We start from the raw sequence: 19266 nt of genomic DNA on the forward strand, positions 1-19266 counted from the left end.
TCCTGTTACTTTTTTACCGGGCGCAGAATCTGGTATCCTGCCGTTTCCGGGAGCATCCTCTGGTATGCCTGGCAATCCCGTTCATTCCACATAAAACCCTTTTGTGCAGGATCGAAGTTCCACGCCAGCTCGTCGACACGGTTTACGACTTCGCCGCAATCCTTCATAAAGTCGAACGGCGGATGCGAAAACACCAGGTAATAGCTGCCCGGAAAGGATTTTATTTCAAACCCGTCCGGTACTTCCCCGTCGTAATCGTCCTTCACGCCCAGTCCATAAAAATAGCCCCGCTTGCCGTCCTTTTGGTACCAGCCCGCCGTGTGCGCCGGGCATGCCGGGTGCATCACGTGCGACATGCTCTCGATGATCCCGCACACCTCGTCGCAATCGTGCTTTTCCCAAAAATCGCAATACTCCTGCACGCTGTCGTCCCAAATCCCAATGTATTTGTGCGGCGGGATATACTCGACGCTCACGCCCGGTTTCGTTAAAACAGTTTGATTCATTGCCTTTTCTCCTTGTCCTTCGTAATATTCCGGAAAGAGGACTTCTTTTTTGACCGCGATGGGGATGGGCCTCGGCGCTCTGCGGTAGGCAGCTGGCGTACATCCATATGCGCATGCAAACGCCCGCGTAAAAGCCTGCTGCGAGGAAAAGCCGTATTCCAGTGCGATATCAAGGATACGCTTGTCCGTGTCCCTTACGTCAAAGGCCGCACGGCACAGCCTTCTTGCCGCAATATAATTTTTCAGAGTCCTGCCCGTGACCGCGTGGAACTGGCTGGAGCAATACCCCGGCGAATAGCCGACCTCGCGCGACATCTTCAGCAGCGCCGGCTGCTGCGTCAGGTTTTCTTCCACCCAGTTTATCATTTTTTGCACCGCTTCATCCCATTCGTACATGCTGCCTCCTCCTTCCTGTTTCAGGATACTACAGGAAAGCCGCCCTTGTTTTGATATCACTTACAAAAAACAAGCGCCCGGCACATTTTACCGGGCGCTTAGCCATGCTTCCTTAGGATCTGCCTTCCCTTAATTCGAGCTCCTGATCGCTTCCAATGGACTCATCTTTGTCGCTTTGCGCGCCGGATAAATGCCCGATACGATCCCAACGCCTACAGCGATCGCCACCGCGCCCAGTGCGAGCCACCAGGGGATGGAAAGCTGTACGCCGTTTTGGAAATACATGCCGAGGAAGCTGATCTCCCCGCCGCCGAAATTGGCGATGGCCCCAAATACATAGCTGATCCCAAGGCCAATGAGGCCGCCCAAAAGCCCGATCATCGCCGCTTCCACCAAAAACATCAGGTTGATCTTGCTGATACCCAGTCCCAAAACCTTCATCACGCCGATTTCGCGGCTGCGTTCCAGAATGCTTGCCAGCATGGTGTTCGCGATACCGATTGCGGAAACGAGCAGCGATATGAGGCCGATGGCGATCAACTGCGACTGCTGGCGCGCCTGTTCTTCCTGCATCTGCGTGATCCATTCCGTCGGGCTGTACGCCTGGAATCCCATGTCCTTTACGGCCTGCAGCACCTCCGCGACAGAGTCCACATCCACTGCGTTCACATACCCTTGCGTGTACTGTCCCTCTTTTACGCCCTGCTGGTCCATCAGCTTACGGTTCTCACGGATGAGCTTGTTTGCCGCCGGGATGCTCATATAGATATTGTAGCTTTCCTGGTTGTCCGCCTGCTCAAGGATTCCGGTGATCTTTGCGCGGTATTCCTTGGGCTTTGGCTGGTCGGGCGTCGTCGGGTCGGGGTTTTCGATCAAGTAACCGCTGCCCGGGTAATATTTCACACCCGAAGCAAGCCAGTCGATGTCCGGCCCCTGCGGGATTTGCATGTCCATCTCAGAACTGGCCATCGCTACGCCGCCGCCCATCATCACCATGCCGCCGTACATCCCGCCCTGGTCGTTCGGGTCGGAAAAATACTGGCACGCGTTCGCGCCGACCACCAGCTCGATGTTCGTGTTTTCCCCAAACACGCTTCCTTCCATGAATTTGAAATCCATGCTCTTGGGGTCGACCGCCATCACGCTCGTATCCGCCCGGTACTTGCCGATCGCCATATACGACGGGATATACATCACGCCTGTCGCACTTTTCACCCCGGGGATCGCGCGTATCTGGTTTAGCTTCGCATCCGTCAGCTTGGCGTTGTCAGAAGACCCCATCGGCGATATCTCGATCTGCGTCAGGTCGGTACTCTGCATGATGCTCTCGTTAAATTGTTCCAGATTGCCCAGCCCCAGCGCCACCATAATCACGATACATGCCGTACCGATGATCACGCCGAGAACCGTCAATATGGTTCGCATCTTGCGCCGCCACAGGTTGGAGGCCGCAAGCAAGACAATATCAAAGAACGTCATCGTCGTCCATTTCCTCCTCAAGCTCCCGCGCGCGTTTCTTCTTTTTCTTATTTACGACGACCACGATCACCACCGCAGCCGCACCGCCCGCAATGGCCAGCCATCCCCACCACGGGAAACCCGCAGACTCTTCCGGCACTTCCTCACCCGGCTCCATGCCGCCGCCATAATCGGGCATGGGCACCAGCTCCGTCGAGACGGGTACTTTGATCTCATATTCTTCGCCGTATTCGTCCTCATAGGTAACGACGAAATTTCCTTCCACCGGGCCTGCCTGCACCATTCCGGCATCGCTGCCGCCTACCTCAGGCGAAAGCCCGCCGCCGATCTGTTCGCCTTCTTCCGATACAACAATATCCGTGGGCGCATCCGCACCGCCGATTACAGCCATGCCTTCCGCAGCCACTTTTTCGTCATAGGCCGCAGCGCCGCCGTCTGCCGGGCCTTCCATGGCTCCATCCATCCCGTCCATCCCCGCGCCCGGGTCTGCCGCAACGGAAGCATAGATATCCGCCGTCTTTGCCGTCCCGGATTCCATATTGCCCAGGAAAGCGCTGGATTCAGGCGTGAGGCCCGGAACGTCGAGCGTCACCGTTACATTATATAACGTATTTTTCCCTTTGTTATAAAGGTTCAGGCTCGCGGAGGTCGTATCTCCCATATACACCTGCGACGGGAACTTCGGCGGGTCATATTCGAGGCGGATCTTCTGGTGCACCTCTACGCTGATCTCATCCGCCGCGGTCAGCTGCGCCGCCTGGTTGTCCTCATAGGCGATCGCGATATCGATCTTCTGCGGGCCTGCCTTGGCGTCCGCGCGCGCAGACATGCTGAACGTAAAGTCCGCCGTTTTTTTAGGCGCGATCTTTTCAATATAAGCCGTGTTGGTGTTGTCTCCCGGCATCAGGTCTGTCGTCTGGCTCTTGAAGGTCACCGTGATATTTTTCACTGTCACCGATTTGCTGGTGTTTTCCAGCGTTACCGTTACATTGAACTTTTCTCCTGCGTTCACCGGGTCGGGGCTGATCTGGTAATTGCTGATGATGACTTTGGGCTGCGAGGTCGGGCCTCCCGTGCCGCCGCCTCCGCCTGTGCCTCCGCCGCCGCCCGGCTCTTCAGGCGCGACAGGCTCCGTCGGCTCGGTCGTCGGCTCGGTGCCCGGGCCGGCAGGATCCTGCCCGTCCGTGATCTTTACAAACACAGTGAATTCCTGCATCTTGATCGTTCCGTCCGCGATGGGGTATTTCGCGGTAATCACCACCGGATAATTCCCGTTGACGCGGTTTTCCGTAAGCGGCAGGTTCAGGTTCACCAGATACGATTGCGCCGTATTTGTCGTCCCATCCGCCAACTTGTTGTTTTGCAGCGTAACCTTTTCATTATAGTTGTTGAACACAAAGGGCGCTTTTTGCGGATCGCCCAGGTTGACCGACACATTGACCGGTTCCCCTGCCTTCACCTGCTGTGAGCCGCTGCTTGCAATAAGGGGCAGGATGATGTGCGCCTTGTTATCCTCGACCGTCGGGCTGTACCCGCCCTGATAGGTCGAATCCATCCCCATATACTGCGTCTGGTTGTCGATGCGCAGCGCAGTTCCCCTGTCGCTCTCGGGCACCGCCGCCATCGCCGGCGCGGCCGCGCACCCCAGCGCAAGCATGATCACAACTGCAAATACTACAATCCGTTTCTTCATCTCAATTCTCTCCTTGCGTTCCTAATTCTGCCTCTATGATGGTTTTTGCGTCTATTTGTTCGCTGCGGACTTCCCGCTTCGCCACTTTTCCGTCGATGATGTGGATGATCTGGTCCGCATATTCCGCCTTTTCCGGATCGTGCGTCACGAAAAGCAGCGTTGCGCCGCGCTTTTTTGCCGCATCGCACATGATGTCCATGATCTGCGTCGCGGTCACGGAGTCGAGGTTGCCTGTCGGCTCATCCGCGAAAATGATCTCCGGTTGTGCGATGATCGCACGCGCGATGGAAACGCGCTGCTGCTGCCCTCCCGACAACTGGTTGGGCAAATTATTGAGCTGCTGTTTCAGCCCCATTTCGACCAACAGCTTTTTGGCCGCTTTGAGCCTCTTTTGACGGCTGACGCCGCGGAACATCAGCGGCAGCGCCACATTTTCCGCTGCACTCATGGTGGGCATCAGGTTAAAGGACTGGAAAACAAAGCCGATGTGCTGCAACCTGAAGTCCACCAGTTCCTTTTCATTCATTTTATAGGTTGGTTTCTTTTTGATGAATATCTTACCGGAGGTCGGATGCTCCAGCCCCGCGAGCAGCGAAAGAAGCGTCGATTTGCCGCTTCCCGAAGTACCCACGATCGCACAAATCTCGCCGGGCATGATGTTGATATCCACGCCGTCGAGCGCATGGATCTTTGCATTTCCCATCCGGTAAATTTTTTTCAGGTTTCTTGCTGCGATGATCGGCTCCACGCCTTACCTCCATACGGATCATATATTCAGATATTTTTGAAGTGGATAAAAAAAGAGCCCCGAAGATACACGGGAACCCTGTGTTTAAAAAGTTATGGCTATCCCCACATATCATCTTTTTCATTATATCACAAAAGCACCTGCGATATGATGAATACTTCATGGAAAATAATATAGGGGGATTGTATCGCAATTGTATCGTACAAAGAAGCGCGGCAAAATTATTTTTTCCCGCCCGCATGCTCCTTGATTTTCTGGAAACTCTGCTCGCTGATCACGTGCTCGATCCGGCATGCATCGCTGGCCGCCGTCTGTTCGTCCACGCCCAAATGCACCAGATATTCGGTCAACAGGCGGTGGCGCTCGTAAATGCTCTCGGCAATTTTTTTTCCGGCCTCCGTCAGGTGGAGCTGGCCGCCTTTTTCCACCCAGATATAATCCGCGTCCTTTAAAATGCCCATCGCACGGCTGACACTGGGCTTGGTCACATTAAGATAATTTGCCACATCTATCGAATGTACTACGCCGGTTTTTTGCTGCAGTACCAAAATTGCTTCCAGATAATTTTCGCCCGATTCCCTTAAATCCATGCCAAACCCTTTCCGTAACCGTTTCGTATATCGAAGGTAAACCCTTTTGCATTGATTATAACATAAATTTCCCAAAAGTCATTGACAAATCCAGTTAGCGGTAGTAAACTCAAAAGTGTTATTTGGTTAGCTCTCGCTAACCTATATATTTGTACACATGTTAGCTTTTGCTAACAATAGAAAGGAGTGACTGTTTATTATGCCTCTCACAATGGCACGCACAGGCGTCAAGAGTTTTATCTGCAAGATCAACGGCAAAGACGACGTCCGCCGCTTTCTTGGCAACCTCGGATTTGTTGAAGGGGAGAACGTAACTGTGATCTCGGAAATGGGCGGCAACATGATCGTCAGCGTGAAGGATGCGCGCATTGCCATCAGCAAAAGCATGGCCAATCGGATCATGATCGAGCAGCAGGCATCCTAAGAAAGGAGTCCGAAATGAACGAAGCGTATGCAAAGACATTGCGAAACACCAAATGCGGTGAGACAGTGACTGTCAAAAAGCTCACCGGCGGCGGCGCGGTCAAACGCCGCATCATGGACATGGGCATCACGAAGGGTACCCCTGTCTTTGTCCGCAAAGTCGCCCCTCTCGGCGACCCTGTAGAAATCACAGTCCGGGGCTACGAGCTTTCCATCCGCAAAGCGGATGCGGAAACTATATTCGTAGACTAAGCCAGCAGGGCAGCGTACATATGCGCCCTGCATATTTTATGAAAATTAGTTAGCTACAACTAACTGCTGATCGGAGGAAGCGGAAAATGGGAATCAAATTTGCTCTCGCAGGCAATCCCAACTGCGGGAAAACCACAATGTTCAACGAACTGACCGGCGCCTCACAATATGTGGGCAACTGGCCGGGTGTAACAGTGGAAAAGAAGGAAGGAAAACTCAAGGGCCATAAGGATATCATCATAACAGACCTGCCCGGTATTTATTCATTATCTCCTTATACCCTGGAAGAGGTCGTTGCGCGCAATTATCTGCTCAAGGAACATCCGGACGTCATCGTCGATATCGTAGACGCAACCAACATCGAACGCAACTTATACCTGACCACGCAGCTTTTAGAAACGGGCATCCCCGTTGTGATCGCCCTCAACATGATGGACGTCGTCAAAAAAACGGGCGATAAGATCGACATTAAAAAGCTAAGCGAAAAACTCGGCTGCCCGGTGGTGGAAACTTCCGCCCTCAAGGCGACGGGGCTAAACGAGCTGATCAGGACGGCAGCCAGCGTATCCGGCACGGTAAAAACGCAGCCTGTCCTGCATAAATTTACTTCGGCAGTCGAGGACGCCCTCTCCTCCATCGGGCATACCATCGAAGGGATGGTCGCGCCTGAAACGCTTCGCTGGTACAGCGTAAAGCTGTTCGAGCGGGATGAAAAAGTATGGGAATCTTTTCGCCTGCCCCCGGAAACACGGCAGTACATCGAAGATATCGTCACACAGTGCGAGAATGAGTTTGACGATGACAGCGAAAGCATCATCACCGGCGAGCGCTATGCGTACATCCAAAAACTGATACGTGAATGTGTCAGGAAGCGTGCAAATACATTGACGATCTCCGATAAGATCGACCGCGTGGTCACCAACCGTGTGGCAGCGATCCCGATCTTTATCGGCGTGATGTTCCTTGTTTACTTCATCGCTGTGAGTACGGTCGGTACACTCGTTACCGACTGGACGAACGATACGCTGTTCGGTACCTACATCACGGACTGGGCTACAAGCGGCCTTACGGCTATCGGTGCTTCCGACTGGGTCTTGAGCCTTGTCGTGGACGGTATCATCGGCGGCGTGGGAGCCGTCATCGGCTTTGTCCCGCAGATGCTCATACTGTTTTTATTGCTTGCACTGCTGGAAGATTGCGGTTACATGGCGCGTGTCGCGTTCATCATGGATCGTATCTTTCGTAAATTCGGCCTTTCGGGTAAATCGTTCATCCCGCTGCTCGTTGCTTCGGGCTGCGGCGTACCCGGCATCATGGCCAGCCGCACCATCGAAAACGAGAGCGACCGGCGCATGACGATCATGACGACAACGTTCGTCCCTTGCAGCGCCAAGCTCCCCATCATCGCGCTCATCGCGGGCGCGCTGTTCCCCGAAAATTCGTGGTGGCTCGCGCCCTGCGCCTATTTCCTGGGGATCGGCATGGTGGTCGTCTCGGGCATTATCTTGAAGAAACTCAAACCGTTCGCAGGCGAACCCGCTCCCTTTGTCATGGAACTTCCGCAATACCGTGTCCCCGCGGCCAAAGGCGTGCTCATGCACATGTGGGAACGCGCAAAATCGTTTATCATCAAGGCGGGTACCATCATCTTCGTTTCGGCAGTCGTAATCTGGCTGCTGAGCAACTTCAACACCAGCTTTGAGATGGTGGATACGGGTGACAGTATGCTTGCCGCCATCGGTACTTTCATCGCCCCGGTCTTCGCACCGCTCGGCTTTGGCGACTGGCAGTCCTCGGTGGCTACCATCACCGGACTTGTGGCCAAGGAAAACGTGGTCGGCACGATGGGCGTCCTGCACGGCCTGATGGAGGCGACAGAAGAAACCGGGGCGCTCCTTACAAGCGTTGCCGCGACCTTCACCACAGTCAGCGCATTCTCGTTCATGGCGTTCAACCTGCTGTGTGCTCCGTGCTTCGCAGCGATCGGTGCGATCAGCCGCGAAATGAACAGCGCAAAATGGACATGGGCAGCGGTCTGCTACCAGACACTGCTCGCCTATGTGATCGCGTTCATCATCTTCCAGTTGGGAAGCGTCATGTTCCTCGGTACCGCTTTCAACGTCGGCACCATAATAGCGATTGCGCTTATTGCGCTCATCATTTGGCTCATGGCGCGCAAGGGCTACCAGCCCAAAATAAAAAATGAGAGGGCGTTCTCTGTAGAAGCCAGAAATTAAAGGAAGTGATCTTATGGCAGATATTATCATCGGCGGCCTGATCGCCGCAGCTATTATTTTCGTAGTTGTACGGGCGTTTTGCAGCCGCAAGCGCGGCGGATGCAGCTTTTGCGGCTCATGCGGCAGCTGTCCCGGCGCGCGCCATTGCTCCAAATAACGCTAAGAAAAAAGGCACGGTATTTATTTTACCGGGCCTTTTTTGTTGTCCTTTCAAGAAACGCGACCGCTGCGTCAAAGGTCTGCTGCGCATGTTTTTCCGACAGGTTGAACTGGTACTCATGCATCAAAATCTTTTCTTTGCGCGGATAAAATGCGCTTTCCACTTCTACGCCCGCGCTGCGCAGTGCGTTCTCCATGCTCCTCGCGTCCCCCTCAAAGGAGCCCGTGTTTCCATCCGTCAAAAACGTGGGCGGGAAATGCGAAGTGACCTTGTCTGTCAAGGAGTTCAACCGGCCCGCCTCAGAGTCGTGCCATTTTTTATCATTCATGTAAGAACACGCCGCGCGCCGCAGCATAAAGCCAATGACAGGCGCATCGATGTCCGCCAGCTTTTGCATATCGTACGGCCCGCAAAACAGGAGCGCCCCGCGTATCGATTCTTTTCTTTCCACCACCTGCGGGATCCCTACCTTTTCGGCATACGGCCCGCATGTCTCCGCGTTTAAAAACACGGACATGATCTGCGCCCCGGCTGAATCGCCGCCAAAATATACATTGTCCATGTCGATCAGGTAGTCCTGTGCATGCTTTTCAATATAGCGGTAGGCCTCGCCGATTTGCAGCAGCGGCGCGGGATAGTGCTCCTCCGGGGCCAGGGCATAATTCAGGTTCACCACCACATATCCCCTGTCTGCCAGACAGATGCAAAAAGGTTCCGTGTCCTTCTTATCGCCGCCCACGTATGCCCCGCCGTGCATCCAAAAGACAACCGGCAGCTTTTCCCGCCTTGCCTTCGGCCGTATGATATCCAGCTTGCCGCCCAAAAAAGCCGACTCGTAATCGATATCCGTAAAAATTTCCGCATGTTCCACATAACGATCAAAATCCTTGGGATTGCTGTAACCGCTGTCGGAAAACATCGCCTTAACATACCACGCCGCCCTTTCGGGCGATGCAAAATAATAGTACACAAACAATATCACAAAGCCTGTGCCCATAAAGATCATTTTACCAAGCCATCTCAGAAATTTCACGGCGCTGTTATGTTCCATTCTACCGCTTTCCTTCCGCTGTATTACCTCTATCCCATCAGGCATTACACACACTGGAATAATTTTCAAATTCTTCAAAATGCCTACAAAGAGCGACAAGATTCGACAGCCCCGGGTGCTATAATCATAGTCGAGGGGATAAACATATGCTGAACGATTTATTGGATGAAGAAATCAAGAATATTGGGGTCACATTGAAAACCTGCGCTTTCAAAAACGATTTCAACGCACTCACAGTGGACGATACCATCATCTTGAGCAATAAACTTAAGGACACCGCAGAAAGGAATTCCGTTAAGGCACATGAGCTGGGACACCAGTACACCTGCCCTGTCAACCTTTTGGAGCTGGAACCCGAGCTGCAGCGCCGATTCGAGTACCTTGCCGACCGCTGGGCTACCCTGAAGGTCATGCCTTTGGAAAAGCTCGTCTCCGCCTTTCGCCGCGGCATCCGCCTGCGGGACGAATTCTGCGACTTCCTGGAAATATCCGAGCCGTTTTTCCGGCGCGGCCTCGACGTCTATTCCAGCATCTATGGCCAGCGTACCCAATATAAGAATTATACGCTGTCCTTCGATCCGTTCAATATCGAGGAGCTTTAGCGCACCTCCGCCGCCAGTTTTAAGATCTCTGCCGGCTGCGATGCGATGGCCATGGCCCCATTCTCCCGCAGCTCGCCTTCCGTGCGAAAGCCCCACAGCACGCCTACCGTATAAAGCCCCGCCGCGCGTCCCGTCTTCATGTCCACATCCGTATCACCAACATAAAGACATTCTTCCGGCGCCACGCCAAACTCCCGTACAATGATATCCGCGCCTGCCGGATCCGGCTTTTTGGGTACGCTGTCCATCTGGCCGCGTACGACATCGAACATCGTATCGCCAAAATACCCGCCGATCACCTCCAGCGTCTGCGCATGCGGTTTATTGGAAAGCACCGCCGTCTTGATGTGCCTTTCCCGCAGTCCGGCGAGCAAATCCACGATCCCGTCATACGGTTTTACATCGAAGCTGCACCATTTCTCAAAATATGCCCGAAACAGCCGCGCGCCTTCTTCAAAATGCGCCAGCTGTTTATCTCCGGCCGCGATCAGCGCCCGTTTGACCAGCGTGATCATCCCATCGCCCACAAAGTACCGGTATTGATCGCTTGCCTGCTCCTCGAGCCCGAGGTCGGAAAGCATCTGGTTTCCCGTTTTTACAAGGGAGGCGAGCGTGTCGAGCAACGTGCCGTCCAAATCAAAAATAACCGCTTTTATCACTGCCAAACTCCTTTTGCCCGTTTCCTTTATTATACCACAAAAAAAGCATCCGGACTCCCGGATGCTTCTTTTCGTTTCATGTCAGATCAGGTCGGTTACATAGGGCAAACGTTGACTGCTCTCATCTTGCTGCTGTCACGCGTATCCTGCTCCATGTCGAAAGTAACCTTCTGGCCTTCCTGCAAGGACTTATAGCCATCTGCCTGAATCGCAGAGAAATGTACGAATACATCTTCGCCGCTCTCGTCATTCGTGATAAATCCAAACCCTTTTTCTGCATTGAACCATTTTACTGTACCATTATTCATTCCGGTACCTCCCAAAAAAATAAAAATATGTGTAACAGAGATCTCAGAATGAAAAAATACATACCTGATGATCATTTAAAGGAACAAATGATTCTCAAATATGTAAAATCAATTCGTGCTCTAAATTACCTTTTTATTTTAACATGTTTAAAATCGCTTGTCCAGTGCTAGATATAGATAAAATCGTACCAAATTCCGCCTGTTTTTTCTAGCGGTGGTGTTCGGTTACGATCTCGCTAAAATCCTTCCTGTCTTTTTTACGCGGCGGCTTGCCTTCTTCCGCCGGATATCCGATCGCGACGACCAACCGTACCGTGCTCTCCTGCGGCGCCCCAACCAGCCTTGCCACCTCACTGTCCTGGAACATACCGATCAGGCAGGCGCCGAGACCCAGGTCGGCAGCAGCGAGCGTCAAGTACGCGGCCGCCTGCCCTACGTCCATTTGCGCAAAATGCTGCGAGCCGTATTTCTTTTCCGGCATGGGAAAAAGCTTGGCCTTTTCCTCGCTGATCACAATGAACGCCCGGGCTGATTTGACAAAGGTGTTCAGCTTTGACGTCCCGTCTTCCGCGCCGTTGATGACCATATCGCGCAGCGCATCCATTTCCTGCGGCTCATCCAGCACCGTAAAATGCCACGGCTGGCTGTTGCATCCGCTGGGCGCAAGCCTTGCCGCCTCCAATATTTTTGTGATCTTCTCCCGCTCCACCGCCTTGTCTGCATACTTGCGGCAGCTTTCCCTTACCTTTATGAGTTCAAAAAATTCCATATCCGTGTCCTTTCCAAAATAATTTTTCTTCTTAATTATACCAAATCCTATGTTTTTTGAAACGGAATCCTCCCGCTTCACCTTCCCGCCAGCGCCGCCACCTCTTCATTATGGGCAAAGAGCGTACAGCCTCCATTGTGTCCCACGCGGGCCGTAAGGTCCCGCAGTTCCATAAAAAATCCTGAACGCAGCGCGTCTTCCAGGCGACCTTCTTTCAAATCGATCAGCGAATAGGGCGCAAACGGGCACGGCTCCGCTCCGCCCGCGGCGTTGATATGGAAAAAGCCGTGTCCGGATGCAAGGCATCCGCCCGTCTCCTCTTCATCGCCCGGAAACGATACCACGACCATATCCGCAAACTGTCCCCGCAGTGTCCGGGTCATCTCCTGCATTTTTTTGACATCTCCCTCATCCAGCATCAGGCGCTCTGTTCCCGGCTGTACCGGCACGTATTCCACATAAAAAAGCACGCCGCACCCTCTGTTGCGCAAACCTTCCACAAAGCTATCCTGCGTCACCTTTTCCATATTTTCCTTCGTCACTGTGACGGAGGTGCCAAATAGCATTTTCCTTTTCTGCAAATGACGCATAACGCCTGCCACCGTCCTGTAAGCGCCCGGCCCCCGCCTTTGATCCGTTGCCTTTTCGTCCCCTTCGATACTGAATACAGGGATCAAGTTGCGATGGCGCTCAAAAAGCGCAAGGTACGTTTCGTCGATGAGCATACCATTGGTAAAGACCGGAAACACCATATTTGGAAAACCCGCGGCCGCCCGTATCACGTCCCTGCGCATCAGCGGCTCTCCCCCCGCGAGTATGATGAACGATACGCCCAGCTCCGACGCCTGCATAAAAAGGTTTTCCCATTCCTGTCCGCTCAAATCGACATTGCCGTTTACCGCATCCGTACACGCGCCGGACGCGCGGGAATAACAGCCCGTACAGTGCAGGTTACACTGCGAAGTCACGCTCGCGATCAAAAACGGCGGGACGTGCAGTCCTGCCCGTTCCTTCCTTTCGCGCTGTTTTGCACTCCGTTTGATCTCCGGAGCGGTTTTCATCAAAAAGGCAAGGCCTTTGGGGTTGTTGAGATAAAACCTGCCTGCCGTTTTGACAAGCTGGGAGATGCCTTCGTTCATATATTGGTTTAAATTCATATATTCTCTCCGTGTGAAATATGGTAGTGTGAGGCGAATTCTTCTATGTGGCAGTCAAGCAGCCGCAATGCCTCGTCATGCTTTTCCGGCTTGGAATCGTACATCAACAAAAGCAGCAAGATCGGCCCATAAAACTGTGTTGCCGTGGCGACCGGGTCTGCTTTACGGAAGTAACCTTCCTCCATCAACCGTTCAAACAAGGACGACTGGAAGGTTATCGCCCCACTGATGAGCCATTCCTCGAACAGCTTTGCCGCTTCGTTGTTCTTATACTGCTCGATCATCAGGAGGTGGATGAATTTCTTTGCATACGCGTCATCCATAAAAAACAGGAACATTGCCTCTACCGCCTTTTTCAGCCATACCAGGTTGTTCTCCCCATACTGCTGATAGACCTGCTCGATCTCTCCCTGCGGCAATTGATAGAAGGCCACCGTTTCTTCAAAGCGCTGGTTCATACCGTCGAGAAGCGTTTTGAATATCTCCTGCTTGCTCTTATAGTGTTTGTAGAGCGAGCTGTCCTTGATCCCTACGGCATTGGCAATGTCCCTGACCGACACGCCGTCGTATCCGTTGACCGAAAATAAATTAAGGGCTTCTTCCAAAATGGCTTGTTTTGTATTCCGTTTTTCCATTTTCCCTCCGAAGCTAGCGTTCACTAGCTTTAGTATAGCTAGCGAACGCTAGCCTGTCAAGCCAAACCAATAAAAAGATCCTTGAAAGAATAAACCCTTTCAAGGATCTTTTGAAAAAACAACATTTAATCCAGTTCCAACTCGTAGGTTTCTCCTGATTCATTATTTTTCAATACAAGCTCATATTGCGTGAGTTTCCACACTTCATAAGCAATGACCAGCTCGTTATTACTACTCATGAACCGCAGCTTCCCATCCTTTATTTCTATATAGGAAGCATCTGATCCCTGCGGCAGATTTGTCGTCCATCCGTCCTCTGTCGAATTATAATAATATGTATCGTTGTTCCAATTTCCCAACATCAGCGGAAACAAATAATCTTCGGAGTTAATCATCCGTAGCATATCTTTAGCTTCATCGATCCCTTGCTCGGTCAATTGTTGAAGGATCGGTCTCATTTCGCCAAATTCGCCCTTTTTAAAAAGTTCCAAAACCATTGCGCTTTCCGAAAATCCCGCATATTCTTCATCATCCGACAGCAAAGCATATAATTCAGATGCACGTGCATAATCCAAGTTGTCCATTGCATAAGCGGCTTCGCTCAGCACAACTTTATCGATAGCGGTAATCACGTATTTTTCTTCCTGGAAAGGCATATGCTGCAATATCCCTATCGTTTTCTCGTAATCTCCCGCCTGCGTATACCAAGTGTCCGTCCATTCCTCTACCCAATTCTTGCCTCTGTCCCTGGCTATTTGGGTGTCAGGCACCCGCTTAAGCCATGCATAGCCTTCCTCATCCCTATCATTTTCAAATTGCCATCCTGCTTCTCCATATGTTAAATAAGCAATCTCTTCGTCAACATCTTCATCACCCGCATAGGGCGTTAAGATATCGATCGCTTCTTCCGTTTTTTCGTCCAAATATAATTCATCGCTGTATGCGATCACAATATCTTTTTTCAGCTTATCCGCCTGCTCGCCTTGCGCTGCTGTCTCCATGTATTCCAGCGCTTTTTCGTATTCCTCGTTTTGGAATGCCGCTCCGGCCTGCCCCAGTGTATAATTTGCCTGATCCGCTTCGGAAAGGAAGTATGCCGTATCATATTTCTGCGTCGCCTGCGCATAGCGCTCCTGTTCCAGCAATTTTTCAGCAGCCTTGATCACGTTCGCATTTTGGGTAAACAGGACACCGCATAGGATCGCCACGGCAGCGACTGCCCCTACGGGGATCAGCCACAAAAGTTTTTTTCCGCCCTTTTTGGGTTTTTCCGCCCCGGCAGCCGCTTCCTGCCCTGCCGCTGCCGGCTGTTGGGCGACCGGCGGCGCAATCGACAACGCGTTGATCATTTCCCCCATGTTCTGGAACCGTTCGCGCGGGTCTGGATTCAAACTCTTTATAAACGCCTGTTTGTATTGGTCATAGACCGGCAGCGAATTGATATTATTGACCACCGTTTGGTCATTTTGCATACGGGAAAATATTTCCGGCGGGTCTGCACGGAACAAAAGACGGTACAACACGGCAGCAAAGCCGAAGACATCGGTATATCCGCCATCCGTTATATCGCTGCGATATTTTTCCAGCGGTGAATAGCCCGGGCTGATTACGACATTGCTACTGCCGGAGGAGGCAGCGGGCAATTCTTTCAGTTGTGTCGATCCGGTACCCGGGTCGATCAAAATATTTTCAGGCGAAACGCTCCCATACCATTGCATTTGGGCATGCGACTGGGCCAACTGATAAGCCACCGGAGCCAATAAGCGCATTGCGTGATCAAAGTCAAACGGCGTATACGCCGTCTCCAGATAGCTCTTTAAAGTCAATTCATTTCCCTTACCCTTTTTCTTCATTGTCCCCATACCCCTCTTTTTCCTCTTTATCCATAAAAATACAACCACGATCAATGCCGCCGCTGCAACAACCATTACAACGGGGATCCAGACAGGAAAAGCTTCGTCATGAAAATATCCAATTTCCTGATCATCCAGAAAATATTTCAACTCCAAGCTACTGATCGCCCCATTGATATTTTCGGCAGCCATCAGGATCTTTGCTTCCAGTCCTATCCCAAACGAAGTGATACCGATCACCTCTCCGTTGGCGTTCAAAAGAGGGCCGCCGGAATTGCCGCCGCTGATCGGAACATCGATTTGATAAGTTTGTACGCTTTTGGACGAATCCGTGATCCATGAAACCGGCTTGACGGAACTGACAATGCCCGAGGTAATGCTGACCTGCTCACTGAACGTATCCGCTTCGTCAAAGACATAATCCGCGGCTGCCGGAAAACCAAGCGCATACACTTCCGTACCAATATTGTTTTCCATATCGCCCGTGTAAAGACGAAGCGGCTTCATTTCATCGATCGGCCGCTCCAATTGCAAAATCGCCAAATCAGAGGAAGGGCGCGTCGCGTATACAGTAGCCTTTGTTTTCAAATTACTGTCCGTTACGACAGTGATCTCGTAAGGTTCCCCTTCCACAACATGATAGTTCGTCACGATAAAATCAACATAATCGCTGTCTCCCACCGCAAACCCGGAACCAACGGCCACGCCGCCATCATCGCCCAGATATTCGCAAACGACCTTGGCTACGCCTGTCCTTGCATCCAAAACCTCCTGCGGGGCTCCTGCGGCAAAAGCCGTTGACGCTATGGCCAAAACGACAAGGAAACAGACAAAACCACATATTTTTCTGTACATACGTTTTTGCTTCATAAGGATACCTCGAGGATATATAATACATAACGAAAAAGGATTTATCTTGTTATAAATATGGTAGCATATGGAAATTCACTTTGCAAGCGGATAGGCAAAAAGAACCGCAAAGAAAAGAACAAGGAGGAGGCCAACCTTGTTCTTTTCTTTGGTATGATTGACCGTGCCGTTCCTGGTTAACGATATCGCGGCCCAAAATTCCGGCATGCCCGGAAATCCGCGCCTTCCGGGTCATTCATGCCGAAAAACGCCCATGCGCTCGGCCTCTGCAGCCTGCGTTCATCCACATTATGCATATTGACAGGGATACGCAGCATGGAAGCCAGCGTAATGAGCTCCGCACCGATATGTCCATAAACGATCGCGCCGTGATTGGCTCCCCAGTTCGCCATCACGTCGTACACGCTCTTGCATGCATATTGGTCTGCAACAATGGGAGCAAACCAGGTCGTCGGCCAGGTCGGGCAGGTCCGCTGGTCCAGGATCCGGTGCACATCCGGTTCCAGCTCGCACGAATACCCCTCCACAAACTGCAACACAGGCCCCAGCCCCGCTACGCGGTTTAAGCGTATCATGGTAAGGGGCATGCCGCCGCGTGAAACAAAGTGGGAAGAAAATCCTCCCCCGCGGAAAAATCCCAGCATGTCGGCGTGCCAGGTCGTAGCATCAAGGCATTTCTGCGCTTCTTCTTCCGTAATTTCCCAAAACGGCTTCATTGCCGGCTTCCCATCCTTTTGTTGCTCCCCTGTAGCATCCAGTGCGGTCGTGCCTGAGTTGATCAGGTGGATCAAGCCGTTTGCCGCGTGCCCGGTCAGCTCCTTGCCCGTTACCCGTTTGACAGATTCCGGGCTCCAATAAGTCCGCACATCGCTGAACATGGGAGCCGTCTGTGACAGCAGATGCCCGAAGAGCATCGCCGTCCCATTCATGCAATCCCCTTCCGTCGCCACTACATACGGATGGCGGATACCGTTCCAGTCAAAGCTCCCATTTAAGATCGTTTCCATAAAATTTGCGCTTGTGCGAAAATCCGTCCATTGCCGCTGCCCCTGGAAAGAAGCCATGATCGCGTTGTTTCCCAGCCCTTCTTCATTGAAACCGTTTTGCCTTAAGTATTCGCTCCCCTCCATCATATCCCGCAGGATCATCGACATTTTGATCCCATCAAGCCAATTTTCATCCTTTTGCCCGGATGTACGCGGGTGTTCGTTGACATCCTCGCCTTCCCGGCAATTTTTCTTGACCCATTCAAAGGCCCGGGCACATTCTCCTGTGTCCAGCACATCATGTTCGATACGGCGGATCACTTCCGACATATCCTTATATTCACAGTGCATCCCGAGAAACTTTTCAAAAAAATCCTCATCTGCCACACTGCCCGCCGTCCCCATACTCACAGTGCCGACCGATAAATACGCCTTGCCCTTCATTTGCGCCACGGCACAGGCGCACCGTGCAAAGCGGATCAGTTTTTCCTGTACATCCGCAGGGATCGCACGGTCTGCCATGTCCTGGATATGATGCCCGTAAATATTGAAGATCGGATCCCCTTTTTGCATATGTCCGCCGCATAACGCCGCGGCATATGCGGCTCCCGGGCCTTCGCTTCCGTTAAAGCCCCATACGGCTTTGGGGATATCCCTTTGCAGATCCATCGTTTCCCCCGGATAGCACCAGCACGGAGCGACCGTGATCGAGGCTTCCACTCCTGCCAGTTCAAATTTTTTGCGGCAAGCGGCCGCTTCCGCAAACCCGCCGATCGTCCAGTCGGCGATCACACATTCCACAGCCTTGCCATGCCGGTCTTTCACCTGTGAGGACAGCAGCTTCGCAACCGCTTGCGCCATTTCCATCGCCTGTTGATCCGTACTTTCCCTTACGCCCTGTTCACGGCCGTCATTTACCGGCCTGATTCCAATTTTCACCATTTTCTCACCTCTTGTTTCCGTTATTCCATTCCTATGATCTCCGCCTCGATCCCGCAGCCCCGAAAATCCTTCCTGATTTCTGCGAGCATTTCTTCGCTGCAATAAGGTATGCTCTCAAGCGGCGCGATGTGCTCAAGCAGCCCCATCCCCCGGTATTCCGCTATTCCCAGCCTGTGGTAAGGGAATACCCGCAGCTTTTTAAGGCCGAGCCTATTCATAAAACAGGCCATCGCTTCCCTGTTCGCCTGTTCGTCATTCATCCCTGGTATACATGGGTAACCGATCCATATATCTTTTTCCATATCCTTGATTTTCCCAAGGTTTTCGAGCACGAGCCGGTTGGGGCTCCCCGTCAGTCTTTCGTGGATATCGCTGTCCATGTGCTTGATATCCACCATCAGCAGGCCGGCCATTCCCACCGCCGGTTTTATCTTCTCCCAGCTTAAGTTCGCGGTCGTTTCAATAGCTGTATGCACCCCGTTTTCCCCCAGGATCTCCAGCAATGCACACACAAACTGCGGATGCATAAGCGGTTCCCCGCCCGATACCGTGATCCCGCCGCCTGTTTCTTCATAAAACATCTGGTCTTTCAATAGCTGCCCCGCGGCCTCTTCTGCCGTCATGATCTTCCCTGTTTTTTCCACCGCGGCCTGCCGGCATACCTTCACACACGCCCAGCACCGCTCACACTTTTTGCGGTCGTATCGGGCGCCGTCGCCTTGTATGGTAAGGGCGCCCGTCCGGCAGGTATCTGCACAGGCGCCGCACCGGATGCACTTCGCCGTATGGATCAATATTTCCGGATCCCTTTGCCAAGTCGCCGGGCTGGAACACCATTTGCACCGCATGAAGCACCCTTTCAGATGGATCACGCTCCTGGCTCCCGGCCCGTCATAAGTGGAAAACCGCCGTATTTCCCTGACATATACCTGTTCCATGCGCGCTTCCCT

19 protein-coding genes are annotated in these 19266 nt (G+C 52.4%); 5 read left to right on the top strand and 14 right to left on the bottom strand.

The features are described 5' to 3' along the window. Window positions 1-5: 5 nt before the first annotated feature. From BN6471_RS02065 to BN6471_RS02085, 5 genes are all read right to left on the bottom strand, one after another. Entirely contained in the window at window positions 6-902 is an 897-nt protein-coding gene (locus tag BN6471_RS02065) for a helix-turn-helix transcriptional regulator (RefSeq protein WP_066645044.1), read from the bottom strand. Window positions 903-1031: 129 nt separating this feature from the next. Further along, window positions 1032-2402: an ABC transporter permease gene (locus BN6471_RS02070; RefSeq protein WP_147553967.1), complete on the bottom strand. Its 1371-nt coding sequence runs from the start codon at window positions 2400-2402 to the stop codon at window positions 1032-1034. Continuing rightward, window positions 2368-4074 carry a COG1361 S-layer family protein gene (locus BN6471_RS02075; protein WP_066645051.1) on the bottom strand — a complete coding sequence of 569 codons (1707 nt, stop codon included), beginning with the start codon at window positions 4072-4074 and terminating at the stop codon, window positions 2368-2370. Before BN6471_RS02075 ends, BN6471_RS02070 begins: the two co-directional genes overlap by 35 nt. A 1-nt stretch (window position 4075) precedes the next feature. Next, window positions 4076-4822 (bottom strand): ABC transporter ATP-binding protein, encoded by a 747-nt coding sequence (locus BN6471_RS02080; protein ID WP_066645053.1) that lies wholly within the window; start codon window positions 4820-4822, stop codon window positions 4076-4078. 221 nt (window positions 4823-5043) lie between these two features. Then, window positions 5044-5412, bottom strand: a complete 369-nt coding sequence (locus tag BN6471_RS02085; RefSeq protein ID WP_066645058.1) for a metal-dependent transcriptional regulator — start codon at window positions 5410-5412, stop codon at window positions 5044-5046. 199 nt (window positions 5413-5611) lie between these two features. Here BN6471_RS02085 and BN6471_RS02090 point away from each other — a divergent pair, with 199 nt between their 5' ends. The 4 genes from BN6471_RS02090 to BN6471_RS12480 all read left to right on the top strand — a co-directional run bounded on the left by BN6471_RS02090 (window position 5612) and on the right by BN6471_RS12480 (window position 8481). After that, window positions 5612-5836: a FeoA family protein gene (locus BN6471_RS02090; protein WP_066645060.1), complete on the top strand. Its 225-nt coding sequence runs from the start codon at window positions 5612-5614 to the stop codon at window positions 5834-5836. A gap of 14 nt (window positions 5837-5850) precedes the next feature. Further along, window positions 5851-6087 carry a FeoA family protein gene (locus BN6471_RS02095; RefSeq protein ID WP_066645062.1) on the top strand — a complete coding sequence of 79 codons (237 nt, stop codon included), beginning with the start codon at window positions 5851-5853 and terminating at the stop codon, window positions 6085-6087. 86 nt (window positions 6088-6173) lie between these two features. Beyond that, the gene (feoB, locus tag BN6471_RS02100) at window positions 6174-8324 is read left to right on the top strand and encodes a ferrous iron transport protein B (protein WP_066645064.1); all 2151 of its coding nucleotides are present in this window, start codon (window positions 6174-6176) and stop codon (window positions 8322-8324) included. Window positions 8325-8337: 13 nt separating this feature from the next. Next, entirely contained in the window at window positions 8338-8481 is a 144-nt protein-coding gene (locus BN6471_RS12480) for a FeoB-associated Cys-rich membrane protein (protein WP_082903275.1), read from the top strand. Between the two features lie 28 nt (window positions 8482-8509). Here the strand turns inward: BN6471_RS12480 and BN6471_RS02105 are convergent, their stop codons facing one another. Further along, window positions 8510-9535: an alpha/beta hydrolase gene (locus BN6471_RS02105; RefSeq protein WP_162270162.1), complete on the bottom strand. Its 1026-nt coding sequence runs from the start codon at window positions 9533-9535 to the stop codon at window positions 8510-8512. Window positions 9536-9681: 146 nt separating this feature from the next. On the opposite strand from BN6471_RS02105, the gene BN6471_RS02110 reads away from it, so the two are divergent. After that, entirely contained in the window at window positions 9682-10137 is a 456-nt protein-coding gene (locus BN6471_RS02110) for a hypothetical protein (RefSeq protein WP_066645066.1), read from the top strand. On the opposite strand, the gene BN6471_RS02115 is transcribed toward BN6471_RS02110, so the two are convergent. The 8 genes from BN6471_RS02115 to BN6471_RS02150 form a co-directional block, all read right to left on the bottom strand. Beyond that, window positions 10134-10796 carry an HAD family hydrolase gene (locus BN6471_RS02115; protein WP_066645068.1) on the bottom strand — a complete coding sequence of 221 codons (663 nt, stop codon included), beginning with the start codon at window positions 10794-10796 and terminating at the stop codon, window positions 10134-10136. The two genes, BN6471_RS02110 and BN6471_RS02115, sit on opposite strands and share 4 nt — an antisense overlap. Window positions 10797-10891: 95 nt before the next feature. Further along, the gene (locus BN6471_RS02120; protein ID WP_066645070.1) at window positions 10892-11104 is read right to left on the bottom strand and encodes a cold-shock protein; all 213 of its coding nucleotides are present in this window, start codon (window positions 11102-11104) and stop codon (window positions 10892-10894) included. A gap of 208 nt (window positions 11105-11312) precedes the next feature. Continuing rightward, window positions 11313-11873, bottom strand: a complete 561-nt coding sequence (locus tag BN6471_RS02125; protein ID WP_066649666.1) for a nitroreductase family protein — start codon at window positions 11871-11873, stop codon at window positions 11313-11315. 77 nt (window positions 11874-11950) lie between these two features. Next, window positions 11951-13030, bottom strand: a complete 1080-nt coding sequence (locus BN6471_RS02130; protein ID WP_066645072.1) for a radical SAM/SPASM domain-containing protein — start codon at window positions 13028-13030, stop codon at window positions 11951-11953. Then, window positions 13027-13665 carry a TetR/AcrR family transcriptional regulator gene (locus BN6471_RS02135; RefSeq protein ID WP_066645074.1) on the bottom strand — a complete coding sequence of 213 codons (639 nt, stop codon included), beginning with the start codon at window positions 13663-13665 and terminating at the stop codon, window positions 13027-13029. Before BN6471_RS02135 ends, BN6471_RS02130 begins: the two co-directional genes overlap by 4 nt. A 125-nt stretch (window positions 13666-13790) precedes the next feature. Continuing rightward, window positions 13791-16283, bottom strand: a complete 2493-nt coding sequence (locus BN6471_RS02140) for a trypsin-like peptidase domain-containing protein (RefSeq protein ID WP_162270163.1) — start codon at window positions 16281-16283, stop codon at window positions 13791-13793. A 281-nt stretch (window positions 16284-16564) separates the two neighbouring features. After that, window positions 16565-18316, bottom strand: a complete 1752-nt coding sequence (locus BN6471_RS02145) for an L-fucose isomerase (protein WP_066645078.1) — start codon at window positions 18314-18316, stop codon at window positions 16565-16567. 20 nt (window positions 18317-18336) lie between these two features. Next, window positions 18337-19254 (bottom strand): glycyl-radical enzyme activating protein, encoded by a 918-nt coding sequence (locus BN6471_RS02150; RefSeq protein WP_066645080.1) that lies wholly within the window; start codon window positions 19252-19254, stop codon window positions 18337-18339. Between the last annotated feature and the right edge of the window lie 12 nt (window positions 19255-19266).

It is taken from the genome of Christensenella timonensis (genome assembly GCF_900087015.1).
GTDB classification, from domain to species: Bacteria; Bacillota; Clostridia; order Christensenellales; family Christensenellaceae; genus Christensenella; species Christensenella timonensis.